The organism is Marinomonas sp., from assembly GCF_965225885.1.
Taxonomy (GTDB): Bacteria; Pseudomonadota; Gammaproteobacteria; order Pseudomonadales; family Marinomonadaceae; genus Marinomonas.
Window position 1 is genome coordinate 3,509,997 of the sequence record NZ_OZ245329.1, and the last position, 16,141, is coordinate 3,526,137.

The 16,141-nt window shown below is 42.7% G+C and carries 15 protein-coding genes; 2 read left to right on the forward strand and 13 right to left on the reverse strand.

Going from position 1 to position 16,141, the window contains the following annotated elements; translation table 11 throughout:
- Window positions 1–35: 35 nt before the first annotated feature.
- From ACO05V_RS16705 to ACO05V_RS16740, 8 genes are read right to left on the reverse strand one after another with little or no spacing between them, the layout of a single operon-like run.
- On the reverse strand, window positions 36–971 hold the full coding sequence (locus ACO05V_RS16705) for a septal ring lytic transglycosylase RlpA family protein (RefSeq protein ID WP_421854047.1): 936 nt from the start codon (window positions 969–971) through the stop codon (window positions 36–38).
- On the reverse strand, window positions 958–2,016 hold the full coding sequence (gene mltB, locus ACO05V_RS16710; protein WP_421854050.1) for a lytic murein transglycosylase B: 1,059 nt from the start codon (window positions 2,014–2,016) through the stop codon (window positions 958–960). The genes ACO05V_RS16705 and mltB overlap by 14 nt, the downstream gene beginning before the upstream one ends.
- Complete coding sequence (gene rodA / locus ACO05V_RS16715; protein WP_421854053.1) at window positions 2,013–3,134, reverse strand: rod shape-determining protein RodA; 1,122 nt, start codon at window positions 3,132–3,134, stop codon at window positions 2,013–2,015. Before rodA ends, mltB begins: the two co-directional genes overlap by 4 nt.
- Window positions 3,127–5,007: a penicillin-binding protein 2 gene (gene mrdA / locus ACO05V_RS16720; RefSeq protein ID WP_421854056.1), complete on the reverse strand. Its 1,881-nt coding sequence runs from the start codon at window positions 5,005–5,007 to the stop codon at window positions 3,127–3,129. The genes rodA and mrdA overlap by 8 nt, the downstream gene beginning before the upstream one ends.
- Before the next feature lie 9 nt (window positions 5,008–5,016).
- Window positions 5,017–5,484 (reverse strand): 23S rRNA (pseudouridine(1915)-N(3))-methyltransferase RlmH, encoded by a 468-nt coding sequence (gene rlmH, locus ACO05V_RS16725; RefSeq protein WP_421854058.1) that lies wholly within the window; start codon window positions 5,482–5,484, stop codon window positions 5,017–5,019.
- Window positions 5,485–5,495: 11 nt separating this feature from the next.
- Window positions 5,496–5,849, reverse strand: a complete 354-nt coding sequence (gene rsfS / locus ACO05V_RS16730) for a ribosome silencing factor (protein ID WP_421854062.1) — start codon at window positions 5,847–5,849, stop codon at window positions 5,496–5,498.
- 14 nt (window positions 5,850–5,863) lie between these two features.
- A complete protein-coding gene (gene nadD, locus ACO05V_RS16735) occupies window positions 5,864–6,520 on the reverse strand; it encodes a nicotinate-nucleotide adenylyltransferase (protein WP_421854065.1) in 657 nt (218 codons plus the stop codon).
- Window positions 6,510–7,769: a glutamate-5-semialdehyde dehydrogenase gene (locus ACO05V_RS16740; protein ID WP_421854069.1), complete on the reverse strand. Its 1,260-nt coding sequence runs from the start codon at window positions 7,767–7,769 to the stop codon at window positions 6,510–6,512. The genes nadD and ACO05V_RS16740 overlap by 11 nt, the downstream gene beginning before the upstream one ends.
- Window positions 7,770–7,900: 131 nt before the next feature.
- Here ACO05V_RS16740 and tsaA point away from each other — a divergent pair, with 131 nt between their 5' ends.
- Together tsaA and ACO05V_RS16750 are read left to right on the forward strand one after the other, a co-directional pair.
- Entirely contained in the window at window positions 7,901–8,620 is a 720-nt protein-coding gene (gene tsaA, locus ACO05V_RS16745; RefSeq protein WP_421854072.1) for a tRNA (N6-threonylcarbamoyladenosine(37)-N6)-methyltransferase TrmO, read from the forward strand.
- 11 nt (window positions 8,621–8,631) lie between these two features.
- A complete protein-coding gene (locus ACO05V_RS16750; protein ID WP_421854075.1) occupies window positions 8,632–8,880 on the forward strand; it encodes a hypothetical protein in 249 nt (82 codons plus the stop codon).
- A 169-nt stretch (window positions 8,881–9,049) separates the two neighbouring features.
- Here ACO05V_RS16750 and rpsA read toward each other — a convergent pair whose 3' ends face one another.
- The 5 genes from rpsA to serC form a co-directional block, all read right to left on the reverse strand.
- A complete protein-coding gene (rpsA, locus tag ACO05V_RS16755) occupies window positions 9,050–10,732 on the reverse strand; it encodes a 30S ribosomal protein S1 (RefSeq protein WP_421854078.1) in 1,683 nt (560 codons plus the stop codon).
- 181 nt (window positions 10,733–10,913) lie between these two features.
- On the reverse strand, window positions 10,914–11,597 hold the full coding sequence (cmk, locus tag ACO05V_RS16760) for a (d)CMP kinase (RefSeq protein ID WP_421854081.1): 684 nt from the start codon (window positions 11,595–11,597) through the stop codon (window positions 10,914–10,916).
- Between the two features lie 19 nt (window positions 11,598–11,616).
- On the reverse strand, window positions 11,617–13,863 hold the full coding sequence (locus ACO05V_RS16765) for a bifunctional prephenate dehydrogenase/3-phosphoshikimate 1-carboxyvinyltransferase (RefSeq protein ID WP_421854084.1): 2,247 nt from the start codon (window positions 13,861–13,863) through the stop codon (window positions 11,617–11,619).
- Between the two features lie 23 nt (window positions 13,864–13,886).
- Window positions 13,887–15,008: a prephenate dehydratase gene (gene pheA / locus ACO05V_RS16770; RefSeq protein ID WP_421854087.1), complete on the reverse strand. Its 1,122-nt coding sequence runs from the start codon at window positions 15,006–15,008 to the stop codon at window positions 13,887–13,889.
- A gap of 39 nt (window positions 15,009–15,047) precedes the next feature.
- Window positions 15,048–16,127: a 3-phosphoserine/phosphohydroxythreonine transaminase gene (serC, locus tag ACO05V_RS16775; RefSeq protein WP_421854090.1), complete on the reverse strand. Its 1,080-nt coding sequence runs from the start codon at window positions 16,125–16,127 to the stop codon at window positions 15,048–15,050.
- Window positions 16,128–16,141: the final 14 nt, after the last annotated feature.

A 16,141-nucleotide genomic window follows, 5' to 3' on the forward strand; every position in this document is an offset into this window, starting at 1 on the left:
GCCCTCTACGAATCTCTAGCCCAAACAAACCGTACCTAAGGCACTAAAGCAACTCTAACTGGATTGCCAAAACCTTCTTGCTGCAATTTTTGCTGCCATACTTCCAGCTCACTAGCATCATTAAAAGGCCCGACTAAAACTTTAAACAAACCATCATCTTGTTTATTAATAACGACTTTAACACTCGTATCAAATGCCTCAAAAAGACGTTGCTTTAACTTATCAGCCGACTCTTCCGAGCCAAAAGCCCCCATTTGAAGGTGAGAGAAAACCAACTTAGACGGAGCACTTACAGTTTCAGCTAAAGGAACAGATGAAGCTTGAGCAGGCAAGGCCTCTGGCGGAGTTACTGGTTCTTTAACTACGGCCTTAGGTGGATTATAAGACTGCCCTTGTGAAGGTGTAATCGCTTCAATTCGCACCCTAGCTAAACCTTTTTTATGATAATCAAGACGAGCCGCAGCCGCATACGAAAGATCAATTAAACGATCACCGTGAAACGGCCCTCTATCATTAACCCTAACAATAACAGAACGCTGATTATCAAGGTTAGTTACTTTAAGGTAAGTCGGTAGCGGCAAAGATTTATGGGCAGCTGAAAAGCTATACATGTCATATGTTTCCCCATTTGAGGTTCTATGACCATGAAACTTCTTGCCGTACCAAGATGCGGTTCCCTCTGCGACATATCCTTGAGCAGAATCCATCACCCAATATTTTTTGCCCCACACCTCATAAGGGCTCTTATTACCACCACGGCTTTTTGCTTCCCATTTCGGAACAAGATCAGGAAGGTGGTCCACCTTGATATCACCAGTTGGAGCATGATCCTGTAAAATTGAGTAACGACCGCCACCTGATGCTTTTTCATAGTCCACATCATCTTTACCTAAAACGTGACGAGTACTCATACACCCATTCAATACCAGCAAACTGATGCTAGTAATAAATAGTATATTAATTACTTTCATGGGTTCCAATACTCTCCGCGAGTTCCAATACAGACATGGCATATCGCCGACTGGGGTTGTAATCCATAATGGTGAAAAAGTTGTCATACGCCAACCAATACGAAACCTCTTCAGGCCCTGTCCGCAAACCTATCAGCCCCGTCTTTTGGGAAATAAAAGACTGTGTAGGGAGTACATTTAATTCAGACCAATACGTCATATCTGCACTAGGTTCTCTACCATGATTAATGAAATCTGCTACTTTATCTGGGTCAGCTACATAGGCCATAACAAACCAAGGCTGTCTAGACTTCCAACCATGATGCTTAAGATAATTCGCTACGCTACCGATAGCATCGGCTTCAGAACCCCATAAATCAATATGACCATTTTTATCGTAGTCTATTGCCAATTTCTGATAGTTACTGGGCATAAACTGCCCCATCCCCATCGCACCACTGTATGACCCTTTTGTTTCGCCAATGTTCCAGCCCTCTTTACGAGCAAGCAATAAATAAGCTTCTAACTCACTTTGAAAGTATTCTTTTCGCCTTGGGTAATCAAAAGCCAATGTAGTTAATGAAGTGAAAACATCTTTTGCCCCTGTGATGCGCCCGTAATAAGTTTCAACTCCGATCAGTGCAACAATAACATTTGACTCAACACCAAACTCCCGCTCTGCTTTACTCAACCATTGAGCATTACGCTTTGCGAATTCTCGCCCAAGCTTTGCCCTTTCTTCAGTCACAAAACGAGTTTTATACTCATAATAAGGCGTAACAACTTCGGGTTGATTATCTGACTTTTCAATCACTTTGGGACGCACTTTAATATGAGAAAAAGCTAACTCTAAGCGCTTTCTATCATAAGCATGCTCTTTAACCAGCCTATTTATAAATACTTGAACTTCAGGATTTCCAGCATAAGAGTCCGCCTTATTTTTAGGCATATCTTCAAGAAGAGAATCACTGACTCCCGAATTCGAAGGTAACGAAGAATGATCCATACCACTACACGCAGTTAGACCAAGCGCTAGAAACAAAAATATAGCTTGCTTAATCATCATCTTGCTCTTTTATGTGTTTGTATTGACATTAAAATCCCAAATGTTGCCATGATAGTAATGATAGAAGTACCACCATAACTGACGAGTGGTAAGGGTACCCCAACCACAGGCAGAATGCCTGACACCATCCCAATATTTACAAACATGTACACAAAAAAAGTAAGCGTTAAACTCCCTGCCAACAGCCGCGCATAATTGTCCTCAGCATTTGCAGCGATATACAAACCACGAGCAATAACAAGCAAATAGGCTAAAATCAATATACCACAACCCAACATACCGAACTCTTCGGCAAGCACAGCGATAATAAAATCAGTATGGCTCTCCGGAAGAAAATCTAGCTGCGCCTGCGTCCCTTCTAAAAAGCCTTTGCCATAAAGACCACCAGAGCCGATAGCCGTTTTGGATTGAATAATATTCCAACCAGAACCCAGCGGATCACTCTCTGGATTCAAGAAAGTTAATACACGTTGGCGCTGATAATCATGCATAAACTGCCATAATGTATAACCTGCAATAGGTGCTAATGCGGCTGCACCTAATATATAACGCCATCCTAGCCCTGCAAGAAATAAGACAAAAATGCCAGACACAGCAACCAATAAAGATGTCCCTAGGTCCGGCTGCTTGGCGATCATTAATACAGGCAATACAATAAGACCAAGAACAACTAATATTTGTTTGAAATTTGGAGGAAGTTGTCTATCAGAGAAGTACCAAGCAATCATCATAGGCATGACAATTTTCATAATTTCAGAAGGCTGAAACCGCAATTCACCCGGCAAAGCTAACCAGCGTTGTGCACCCTTTGCCCCAACACCAAATAACAACACGCCAGCTAAAAGTATTGCGATAAAAATAAATAGTGCTGGTGAAGCTCGCCGCATATATTTGGGCGGCAGCTGAGCCAGAGCGACACAAATCAACAACCCAATCACTAATCGAAATATCTGCCGCTCAACCATAGCCACATTCTGCCCTGAGGCAGAATACAGAATAAAAAGACCACCACAAATCAGTAATAACAAAGACCCCATCAACAAGACATCAACGTGAACCAGCTTCCATAAGCGAGCATTGGTAAAAGACAGCGCTCTGCGATAAAAGCTCTCAGTCATTCTTATCACCCTTTAAATAGTCGTAACGTTCTGGATAATCATTGTGTAGATAAGCATCAAAAAGCGCTTTAGTTAGATCTGCAGGCTTAGAGCTACTACCACCGTTCTCAAAAATAGCGAAGACTGAGATTTTAGGATTCTTTGCCGGCGCAAAACCAATAAACAACGCGTGATCATGCAAACGCTTTTCAAGCTTATCTGAATCGTATTCTTCATCTTCCTGCAAGCTAAATACTTGGCCCGTACCTGTTTTCCCAGCAATATCATAATCCGTCCCTTGTAAACGCCTTGCCGTACCATGTGGGTCTGTTATGACTTTGCGCATCGCATCAATCATGCGATCCCAATTACGTTGATCTTTTAAAATAATGTCATGTTCATCACCAAGACCATCTTCAAACTCGGCAGGCTGGTCACCCACAAGCTGCGTCATGCGTGGATAAAAATAATGACCTTTACTTGCTAACGCAGAAGTAGCAGCAGCAATTTGTAATGGTGTTGCCACCATAAACCCCTGACCGATACCCACGTTCACAGAGTCACCTGGATACCAAGGCTCTTTGTACTTAGCCTTTTTCCACTCGTTAGAAGGCAGCAAACCGTGACTTTCACCATTCAAGTCCAGCAAGGTTGTTTGACCAAACCCAAAACGCGTCAAAAAATTATGGATAGGAGTAATGCCCATCTTATTTGCCAGTTGATAATAATAGGTATCAACTGACTCAATAATAGAGCGCTCTAAATTAATCCAGCCATGCCCTGTGCGTTTCCAGTCTCGATAGCGACGACCATCTGGATTTATTTGATAATAACCTTTGGCAAAATAACGTTCAGTCCATGACGAAAAGCCATACTCCAAACCGGCAAGCCCCATAAAAGGCTTAATGGTTGACGCTGGCGGATAGCCACCACGTAAAGCTCGGTTAAAAAGAGGGAGTTTTTTAGATTTACGTAGAGAGGCGTAGTCATTAACTGAAATACCCCGCACAAATAGATTAGGGTCATATCCAGGCTTAGAAACTAACGCGAGTATCCCACCTGTTGATGGATCTATGGCGACTACTGAGCCTGTGTAATCTCCTAGAAGATCATAGGCATATTGCTGGAGTCTAGCGTCTAAATAGAGATGAAGGTCTTTACCAGGTATTGGATTTTGTCGCTCAAGCTCAGACATAATCCGACCGCGAGCATTGACTTCTACTTTGCTGAGTCCGGCCTCACCAAATAATGTTTTTTCGTAGAAGCCCTCAACCCCTGTTTTACCTATAAACAGTGCCCCCTGATAAGCTAACTTGTCGACTGTTTCTAGATCTTTCGAAGTGATTCGCCCTACATAACCAATAGCATGAGCAAAAGCTTCACCGTAAGGATAATAACGCGTTAATTGCGCCTCCACTTGAACACCATCAAGCTTATAAAGATCAACAGAAACCTTAGCCCACTCTTCATCTGTTAATTGGGATTTTAAAGTAAGAGACTGATAAGGACGACGATACTCTTTTCGTCTTTCATCAAAATCTTCCCACTCATCATCACTAATATCGATAATACCGGAAAGCATTTGCTTTAACTTCGGAAAACTTTCTACCCGTTCAGGAATCACCGTTAAACTATGTATAGGACGATTGTCTGCCAACACCAATCCATTGCGGTCATAAATCAAACCTCTAGGGGGCGGTTCTGTAACCAACATAACGCGGTTGTCGTTCGCCTTGGTTTGATAAAGCTCATGCTCTATTACTTGAAGATAAAACAATCGGGCCATCAGTACGATAGCCATTAGCAAAACAAAAACAGCCGCAGCTAATACGCGCTGCCGCGTCAGTCGCTGCTCTTGACGATAATTACGGAAGTTTTGATGTCGACGGCTCAAAACATCACCTTATCTATGATACGGATGGTTATTCATGAGTGTCCAAGCGCGATAAATTTGCTCAGCCAAAATCACTCTCACCATGGGATGCGGCAATGTTAGTCGCGATAAAGACCAAGTCTGATCAGCGCGAGCTGTGCATCTAGGGTCAAGACCATCAGGCCCGCCCACTAACAAACTCACATTGTAGCCATCCATTCGCCACTGCTCTGTCTGGTCTGCCAACTGATCGGTAGACCATTCTTTACCAAGAACTTCCATTGCAATCACTTTATCTCCAGAAGGTATAGCCTCAAGCATACTATCCCCTTCCTTACGGATTGCCTTCGGTATATCGGTGTTTTTTCCACGAGACGACATAGGAATTTCAACAAGTTCTAACGCAAAATCTTTCGGCAAGCGCTTAGCATACTCATCGTAACCCTCAGCCACCCACTTTGGCATTTTATTGCCAACAGCAATTAAACGAACGCGCATTTACAAGAGCCTTACATTTTTTCTGGCTTAATATCCCATAATTTCTCAAGATCATAAAACGCTCGAGCTTCTTCAGTCATTACATGAACAACAACATCATGCAAATCCACCAACACCCAATCACTACCCATGCCACGACCTTCAGATCCTAATGGTTGAAGACCCTTACCTTTTAAATGTTCAAATACATTTTGACCCAAAGCATTAACATGGCGCTTTGAAGTACCGGTACAAATCACCATGTAATCCATCATGTCGGTATGACTTCCTACATTCAACACAGTGATCTTATCACCTTTCACATCTTCCAATGCTTCAACAGCAAAAGCCAAAATTTGATCTGCTGTGAGGTTAAGCTGACTCATATAATTACGTTACCCTATCGATATAATTGATGTTGTTCTATATATTTTTGGACTGGCTCTGGCAATAAATATGCAATCGACTCGTTTTTACGAGCTAACGATCTAATCATGCTAGAGGATATACCCAAAGGAGTAAGAGTCTCGAACCAGACCCGCCCTGAGGGCGCGCATTGTAACTCATGCGACGATGCGGCACGATAGTTTTCGCAAAAACCGTTCAATTCAGAAATCAAGTCAGGTTCCCAACCGGGACGAGACACCACCAACAAATGCGCATACTGGATTATCTGCTGCCAATTATGCCAAGTTGGAAGGGATAAAAAACTGTCCATTCCCAGCACCATAATTAGCGATTCATCAGGGCCAATTTCGTCACGAAGATCTCGCAACGTATCGATACTATAGCTTGGACCCTCTCTATCAATCTCACGAGAATCGACACTCAATCGGACATCACCAGAGACTGCAAGCCTAGCCATTTCAAGCCGCTGCTGGGGCAAAACGCTAGGACGATCTTTATGCACAGGCTGAAAACACGGTATTAACTTCAAAGCCGAGTAATGATAGCGATCCAAAATCTCAACTGCGGTTCTTAAGTGACCATTATGAACAGGATCAAATGTCCCCCCCATAATAGCAAGCCCTGAAACTTTAACGTTATCAATTGTCACGAGTATGACCGTCACCAAGAACCACATACTTCTGACTAGTCAAACCTAACAATCCGACAGGCCCACGAGCATGAATTTTATCAGTAGATATACCAATTTCAGCTCCAAAACCATATTCAAAGCCATCAGCAAAAGACGTCGAAGCATTCACCATAACTGATGATGAATCCACTTCCGTCATAAACGCCCGTGTCTTTGAATAATTCTGCGAAACAATCGCATCAGTGTGATGTGAACCATACTTGTTGATATGAGCTATCGCCTCATCCATACCAGACACAAGCTTAATTGATAACTTAGGCGCCAAATATTCTGTATACCAGTCTTCTTCTGATGCAGCTTCGATCACAGTGCAAATAGCACGAGCTTGATAACAACCTACTAGAGACACACCTTTTTCCTGTAATGCGGACACTAACTTAGGCAAAATATTCTCGGCAACCTCTGAATGCACCAACAATGATTCCATCGCATTACACACACCGTAACGACGTGTTTTTGCATTCATCGCAATAGCAAACGCTTTTTCTAGATCTGCTTCATCATCAATGTAAACATGACAATTACCATCTAGGTGTTTAATAACAGGCACTCGAGCGTCCTTACTAATACGCTCGATCAAGCCTTTACCACCACGCGGAACAATGACATCTACAAATTCAGGCATAGAAATCAACATTCCAACAGCCTCTCTATCAGTCGTATTAACAACCTGCACAGCATACTCAGGCAAGCCAGCAGCAACGATACCTGCAGTTACCGCTTCAGCAATCGCTTGGTTTGAATAAAACGCCTCAGAACCACCACGCAAAATAGTCGCATTACCTGACTTCAAACATAAACTTGCAGCGTCGATGGTCACATTTGGGCGGGACTCATAAATAATACCGATCACCCCAAGAGGAACACGCATCTGTCCACGTTGAATTCCAGATGGTAAATACACCATATCCGATATTTCACCAATAGGATCAGGCAAAGACGCCACCTGCTTTAAGCCTTCAATCATGCCATCAATGCGAGCATCATCAAGTAACAAGCGATCCAATAATGCAGAATCTAAACCTTTTACACGACCATTTTCCATGTCTTTCGCATTTTCTTCTATCAATCGAGGTCGAGCATTTTCCAAAGCGTCTGCCATAGCAAATAGAGCCATATTTTTTTGCTTTGTGGATGCTTTAGCAAGAAGACGAGAAGCCGCCCTAGCTTTCTGACCAATTTGATTCATATAAGATTCTAAAGACATTTTTAATCTCTAATAAAAGTAAAATAACAAACAGCAGATCACCAAATAAATCGCGATCTATTTCATCAAGACAGTATACTATCACAATATTTTTATTCATTTAGCGCAGATTTTCACGAAAGGATTACCCGTTGCCGCACTACAATTCTTTTACTCTCAACACCATTGGCATAGTGCACTCTTGTTACAAGGAAAAATTTGGTATACCAAGACAACCAGGACTAGTAACAGAAGCAACAGCTCGCTTAGAACTCATCCCTCCTTATAGCAGATTAGATATATTAGAAGGGCTAGATGGTTTTTCTCATATCTGGATCCAGTTTATCTTTCATGCCTGCATGACGGAAAACTGGAAAGCCAAAATACGTCCACCACGCCTTGGTGGAAAAGCAAAAATGGGCGTCTTTGCCACACGAGCCACGCACAGACCTAACCCTATAGGTTTATCCGTTGTGAAAATTGGGCGTATCTACCAAGAAGACAAAAAAACCTTCATTGATTTACATGGTGCCGATTTACTCGATGGCACCCCGGTACTCGATATAAAACCTTACTTACCCTATGCCGACAGCATTGCCGACGCAAAAGGCGGTTTTGCCCCAACACCAGCACAAATGCAAATGAAGCCCGTACTATTTTCTGACCTTGCAAAAGCACAATGTGAGAACTATCAAAATTTGCACAAAAGAGAAATAACGACTTTAATTAAACAAATTGTGGAGCAAGACCCTAGACCCTCTTATCTATCAGGACAAGTCGATAGAGAGCACGGCATCAAGCTTTGGGACATAAATATAAAATGGTGCGCAAGAAACGACCATTTTGAAATACTTTGTATTGAAGGCGAATAAGAGGGCAGGAGATGAATAAAAAACAGTTTTTAAATACTTATAAAAAAATCGACTCACTCAACCAAGAGAGAGCAGAAAATACTCAAAATCGGGCCATTTACCGTTCAGAACACGACGAACGCCTAATAAAAGACTTTCATTACGCCAAATTCCAAAAAAACCTCCATAACGCGCAGCAAAGTAATGCACTCAAAGAGCTACTAGAGAAAGATAATTGGAACGAAGAAGACACAGAAAAACTACTTAACTCACTGCGCTAAAAAACATACACCAAGTCTATACCCATGGTTATCCACATGTTCTGTGTATAGTTTTCCTGTCAATAAATTCAAAAAAATAAGCAAAAAAATAAGCAAAAAAATAAGCAAAAAAATAAGCAAAAAAAAAGCGGACCTGAGTCCGCTTTTTATAACAACCAGAAATCAAAACTTAGTTTTGGTTTTCTAGTTGTGCTTTGATCAAATCACCGATAGTGGTTGGACCAGTAGTTTCAGCTTGTTGCTTCTCAGAATGAGATTTCAACGCAGCTTTCTCTTCAGTTGCATCTTTTTGCTTGATAGAAAGAGTGATAGTACGAGCTTTACGATCAACATTAATAATCGCAGCTTCTACTTTGTCGCCTTCTTTCAATGCAGTTGTCGCATCTTCGATACGCTCACGGCTGATTTCAGATACTTTCAAAGTAGCCTCAACGCCTTCAGCAAGAACAACTACAGCACCTTTCGCATCAACTTCAGAGACAGTACCGTTAACGATAGTGCCTTTGTCATTTTCAGCAACGAAAGCTAGGAACGGATCTTCTTCTAGTTGCTTAACACCTAGAGAAATACGCTCACGCTCAGCATCGATAGACAATACAACTGTTTCTAGCATATCGCCTTTCTTGTATTGACGTACTGCATCTTCACCAGTTTCGTCCCAAGATAGGTCAGATAGGTGAACAAGACCGTCGATACCGCCGTCAAGACCAATGAACACACCAAAGTCAGTAATAGACTTGATTGCGCCAGAGATTTTGTCGCCTTTATTGAAAGAAGTTGCGAATTCTTCCCATGGGTTCATTGTGCATTGCTTGATACCCAAAGAAATACGACGACGCTCTTCATCAATGTCAAGAACCATAACTTCAACTTCATCACCAATCTGAACAACTTTAGATGGGTGAATGTTTTTGTTAGTCCAATCCATTTCAGAAACGTGTACTAGACCTTCTACGCCTTCTTCAAGTTCAGCGAAGCAACCGTAATCAGTCAAGTTAGTAACTTTAGCAGTTACTTTAGTGTTTTCTGGGTAACGAGCTTTGATAGCAACCCATGGATCTTCACCCAACTGCTTAAGACCTAGAGACACGCGGTTACGCTCGCGGTCAAATTTAAGAACTTTAACGTCGATTTCATCGCCAACAGCAATAATTTCGCTTGGGTGCTTAATGCGTTTCCAAGCCATGTCAGTGATGTGTAGAAGACCATCAACACCACCAAGATCAACGAAAGCACCGTAGTCAGTAAGGTTCTTAACGATACCTTTAACTTCTTGACCCTCTTCAAGAGAAGCAAGCAATGTTTCGCGTTCAGCGCTGTTAGTCGCTTCCATAACGGCACGACGAGAAACAACAACGTTGTTACGTTTTTGATCAAGCTTGATAAGTTTGAACTCTAGATCCACACCTTCCAAATGAGATGTATCGCGGATTGGGCGAACATCTACCAAAGAGCCTGGCAAGAAAGCACGGATATTTGCGATATCAACTGTGAAGCCACCTTTGACTTTACCGTTGATAACACCGTGAACAATGGCGTTTTCTTCGTAAGCTTTTTCAAGCACAGACCAAGTTTCTGCACGTTTAGCTTTTTCGCGAGACAATTTAGTCTCACCGAAACCATCTTCAACAGCATCAAGAGCAACTTTAACTTCATCACCGATGTTAATGTTGAACTCACCACTATCCGTTAGGAACTGAGAACGAGGAATTACGCCTTCAGATTTAAGACCTGCATGAACAGTTACCCACTCGCTGTCAATATCAACAACGATACCAGTAACAATTGAGCCTGGCGCCATTTCGACGGTTAATAGGCTTTCTTCAAACAGTTCTGCGAAGCTTTGAGTCATTGTATTTCCTATATAGTCGGCCTATATAAATAACTAGGCCATATCCACATTGCCAGCAAATGTGGGTCAATTTTTTTGGATGATGCGATAAAAGCTTGCTGGCACCTTTATCGACTTGAATAACATTTGATCTATTCTAGCACATTCTAGATGAAAAAAAGTAGACGCAAAAAAGAACAGATTATACAAGACCCGCTTTTGCTGTTTCAGCAAAAATCATCTCGACAACCTGTTCTATCGTCAAATCTGTACTATCTATAACTAAAGCGCCTGCTGCAGGCACAAGAGGAGCAATTGCTCTATTCGCATCACGCTCATCTCTTTCTTTAATCGTTTTAACAAGTTCGTCTAGATTAACAGCTTCACCTTTTTGCTGCAATTGCTGCAACCGACGCTGAGCTCGTTCTTCTGCCGAAGCGGTTAAAAATATTTTAATCTGCGCCGAAGGAAACACCACCGTCCCCATATCACGACCATCTGCCACCAAACCAGGCGCTTGTGAAAAAGCACGCTGACGTAGCAACAAACCCTCCCGAACCTCTGGAATAGCCGCTAATTTAGACGCACAATTACCAACTTCTTCCGTTCGAATCGCTTGAGTAACAATCTCGCCTTCTAGAATAATTTCAACTTTACCCTCTTCTGATTGCTGAAACTGTATATCTAAATGCTCAGCCAAGACTTTTAACGTCTCAACATCATCAGAAGACATACCGTGATGTGATACAGCAAGTGCAAGCAGTCGATATAAAGCACCACTATCAAGTATGTGCCATCCCAGCTTTTCTGCGATTAATTGACTTACAGTGCCTTTACCTGCACCACTTGGACCATCAATCGTAATAACTGGGCCTTGGTTGATCATAACTATTCCTCTTATAAAACTATTGCGCCACAGTGCAGTGAAAACCTAACTGCACAGCAACACTCTCCAACTCGTTAAATTCTTCTAATAATTTTTGGCAATCATTCACTTTTGTTACAGATTGGCTTCGCGCTCCTAATGCCAACATAGCAAGCGCCAATTTATCATCACCCGCACAATCCAACTCTCCGCCCATTGGAAGACCACCTTTAATAAGCAAATCGCCATTTTCATAAACACACGCAATCTTCATATGCTTAAGTGCATCCACCAACGCCAACACTCTATCTTCACAATAGTAAGGAAGAGAACCAACACCTTGGATAGAACTGTCACCCTTTGCATAAGCCGCAGCAACACACAACAAGGGCAATTCATCTCTAAACCGATAACTCTGCTCTGGGAATAAAGTGAACGAACTGAACTCGGCAAAACCAGCCTGAACCCGACCTTCATATAAGCCAAATTCACCCAATTCAGGAATAGACACTTCCGCCCCTATCGATTTTAAAAACGATAGGAATGTAAATGACACAAAATCTAAACCCGCATTTTCAATAAGCAACTCAGAACCTGGCAACAAGCTTGCCAATAACACCAACCAAGCCACTTCATATTCATCACCAGACAATACAATATCCGTACCAACTAAAGGCGCAGAAACAATCTTAAAGCCATCAGCACTACCCATGATAGTCACACCAAAATGACGCAACAACACTTCACAATGAGACAACTCTGTTGCCTCTGTTATGACAGATCCATTAGTAGGCGAATACAATGCAGCAAGAAACGCCGACATACGCAAACGCTCAGAACCACTCTTCAGGTTAATCGACACATTAGAAGGCGAATCTGGAACCAAGGTGACAGGCAAACAGTCCGCCACTTCAGATACCACTTCTCCACCCATTTTGCGCACCAAAGAAAACAAATCACTCATCGACTGATTGAGCAACTTATCTTCTGCAATAACAGACACATGAAACGATTGCCCAGCCAAAACAGGTAACAATAAATACAAACTGTCCCTAGATTGATGCACATTAATTGGTGCAATGGGTGCTTTTAAACCACGAAGACCAACCCCATGAATACGTAAGTGATCAGCGGATGCCTCTTCAATTACAACGCCCATATCGCGAAAAGCCTGCATAGTAATGCGCACATCACCAGTCAAATCGACGTTCTTTATTTCACTCACCCCTTCAGAAAGCGCGGCTATTGTAATCACTTTATGTGACAAAGATTTGTCACCTAATAAAGAAATATCACCTTTAATAGCAGAAGCAGGCAAAACAGAAACAGAAACGGGACGAACCTCTTTCGTAGAACCAATTGTACGCTGCTCTAACAATCGAAGAAAATGATCTCGCGCAGACTTAGCACGAGTAAAAACACCAAACATGCTGGCACCATCACCTTGCTCTATTGCGGCACGCATATCAGCAAGACGATCAGTGAAATGATCCAACGTAGCCAACGTAGCGTCTTTATTGGCCATAAAGACATCTCGCCACATCACAGGATCACTAGATGCAATACGAGTAAAGTCACGAAAACCACCAGCAGCAAACTTAAATATATCCTGACTACGCTCTCCGTTAGCAAGCGCATCAACCAAAGTATAAGCAAGCAAATGAGGCAAATGACTTGAAGACGCCAGCACGTGGTCATGATGATTGACATCCATACTCACCACATCCGCCCCAACAGCCCGCCAAAGGCGATGAAGGCGATCCAACAAAACAGGATTACTGTTTGGTAATGGCGTCACTATCGCCATGTGCTTTTCAAAAAGCAGAGAGTTAGATGCCAACACGCCACTCTTTTCAGCTCCAGCAATAGGATGCCCAGGGATGAAATTGGCCGGCACATAGCCGAAAACACGACGAACCGCCTCAACCACACTGCCTTTTGTCGAACCCACATCAGTAACCAACGTACACTCAGATAAGAAGGGCTTAAGATCTGTTAACACAGACTCCATTGCCCTTACCGGAGTAGCAAGAACAATAACATCCATTTTAGAGATAAAATCCGCTGTCATCTCAGCAGGATGGTCAATCACCCCCGTTGAGACTCCTAACGCCAACTCACCCTCTCGACGGTCAACAGCATACATGGTTGCCAAGCCGCGCTCTTTTAACGCTTTCGCAAATGAGCCACCTATCATGCCAAGACCGATGATCATTACATTGCCAAATTTCTTTTTTTCTTGAGACGACATATCAACAGACGCCGGAAAACCACTTTCACCAGTCAAAGCACAACACTCTTATAAAATTGCTAAAGCACAGCCACAGGATAGGAACCCAACACCTTCACTTCCGAAGCACGTTCACGTAACTCATCAATTACGGCACGACAATCTTCATCTAGATAATGGCCAACGAAATCAATATAAAATATATAACCCCAACGGCTCATTAAAGAAGGACGCGTTTCCAAGCGTGTCATATCAACACCATGCCGCTGGAAAGCCTCAAGCAATCGATACAAAGCACCAGGCTCATTTTTCGCACTAATCAATAAAGAGGTCTTATCTTTTCCGCTTGGCGGCACATCTTCATTACCAACGATTAAAAAGCGCGTGGTGTTATCGGGACGATCTTCAATATTAGAAGATACTTTCAACAAGCCATACAACTCACAAGCCACCTCACCTGCAATCGCAGCAACGGCACGACCGCTGCGACCCGCTTCAGCAGCAAGGCGAGCTGCCTCGGCGTTTGAACTCACAGCGACACGTTCTGTATGGGGCCAATAACGATCCAACCAAGCACGGCATTGTGCCAAAGACTGCTGATGAGAATAAATATGAGTGACATCGTCAGAGTTGATATTTGGACTCACCAATAGATGATGGTGAATACGCTCTTCAACCTCACCACATATTTTTAAACGCGAATCACGAAAACTGTCTAACGTATGATTAACAACACCTTCTGTCGAGTTCTCAACTGGCACAACACCATAATTAGCCGCACCAGACTCCACTTCACGAAACACCTCATCAATAGCCGCCATCGGCGCACTGATAATAGACTTACCAAAGTGCTTCAATGCCGCCTGCTGCGTGAAAGTCCCTTCTGGACCCAAGAACGCAATACGCATTGGTTTTTCAAGTGCGAGGCACGAAGACATAACCTGTCGAAAAATCTTCGCCATCTCTTCATTACCCAAAGGCCCTTCGTTACGTTCCATCACTCTGCGCAAAACTTGAGCCTCACGCTCAGGGCGATAAAAGACAACCGCTTCACCGCCCTGCTCAGCCAACTTAACTTCAGCCACTTTTTGTGCACAGCTTGCGCGCTCGTTAATCAGCATTTGTATTTGCGAGTCAATCGAGTCGATACGATCACGCAATAAAGGCAGCGTATCTGGCACTGCTTGTTTAGAATTTGACATGCTATTTATATCCGTAGAGGTTATTGTCTCTAAAAAGTATTATCCGTGACGTTTTTCGAAGTCATGCATAAAGCTGATTAAAGCCTGAATCCCTTCCATCGGCATTGCATTGTAAATACTCGCCCGCATACCACCAACCGAACGATGTCCAGCTAACGTACGCAGACCTGCCGCTTCAGATTCTTTAATAAACAAAGCATCCAACGAATTATCGGCCAAAATAAAAGGCACATTCATACGCGAACGATATTTAGGGTCAATAGGATTGGAATAAAAGCTACTCGCATCAATCGCAGCATAAAGCGCTTCAGCCTTTGCTATATTGAGCTTTTCAATGGCAGCAACACCACCTTGCTCTTCAAGCCACTCAAACACCAAATCAGCAAGATAAATAGCAAATGTTGGCGGTGTATTGATCATAGAATCATTCGCCGCTAACGTGGCAAAATTCCACACTGTTGGCAATACATCACTACTACGCTTTAGCAAGTCCTTACGAACGATACAAATACACACACCAGCAGGGCCAATATTTTTTTGTGCTCCAGCATAGATCATTCCATATTTACTCACGTCAATTTGGCGCGACAAGATATTGGAAGACATATCGGAAACAATAGGCAAAGAAGTCTGTGGCAAATCAAAAATTTCTAAACCACCAATAGTCTCATTCTCACAAAGATGCAAATACGCAGAATCAGGATCAATTTCAAGCTGAGAAAAATCCGGCACCGTGCGGTAACCTTGCTCTTTTGAAGATGCAACAACATTTACTTTCGCGTATTTTTTCGCTTCTGCAATCGCCTTTACAGACCAAGCACCGGTATCAACATAAGAAATCGCATCAAAGCCATTCGCCAAATTGGCTGGAATTTGAGCAAATAAAGTAGACGCACCACCTTGAACAAATAAAATTTCATAGTCATCGCTAATATTCATTAAACGCGATAAACGCGCCTTAGCGGATGCAAGGATAGACATAAACTCAGAACTACGGTGACTCATCTCCATGACAGAAACACCAGCACCATGCCAATCTAGCATTTCAGCCTGTGCTTTTTTCAAAACTGCTTCAGGAAGCGCTGCTGGACCAGAACAAAAATTATATACTCGGCTCATCCTGCTTATTTACC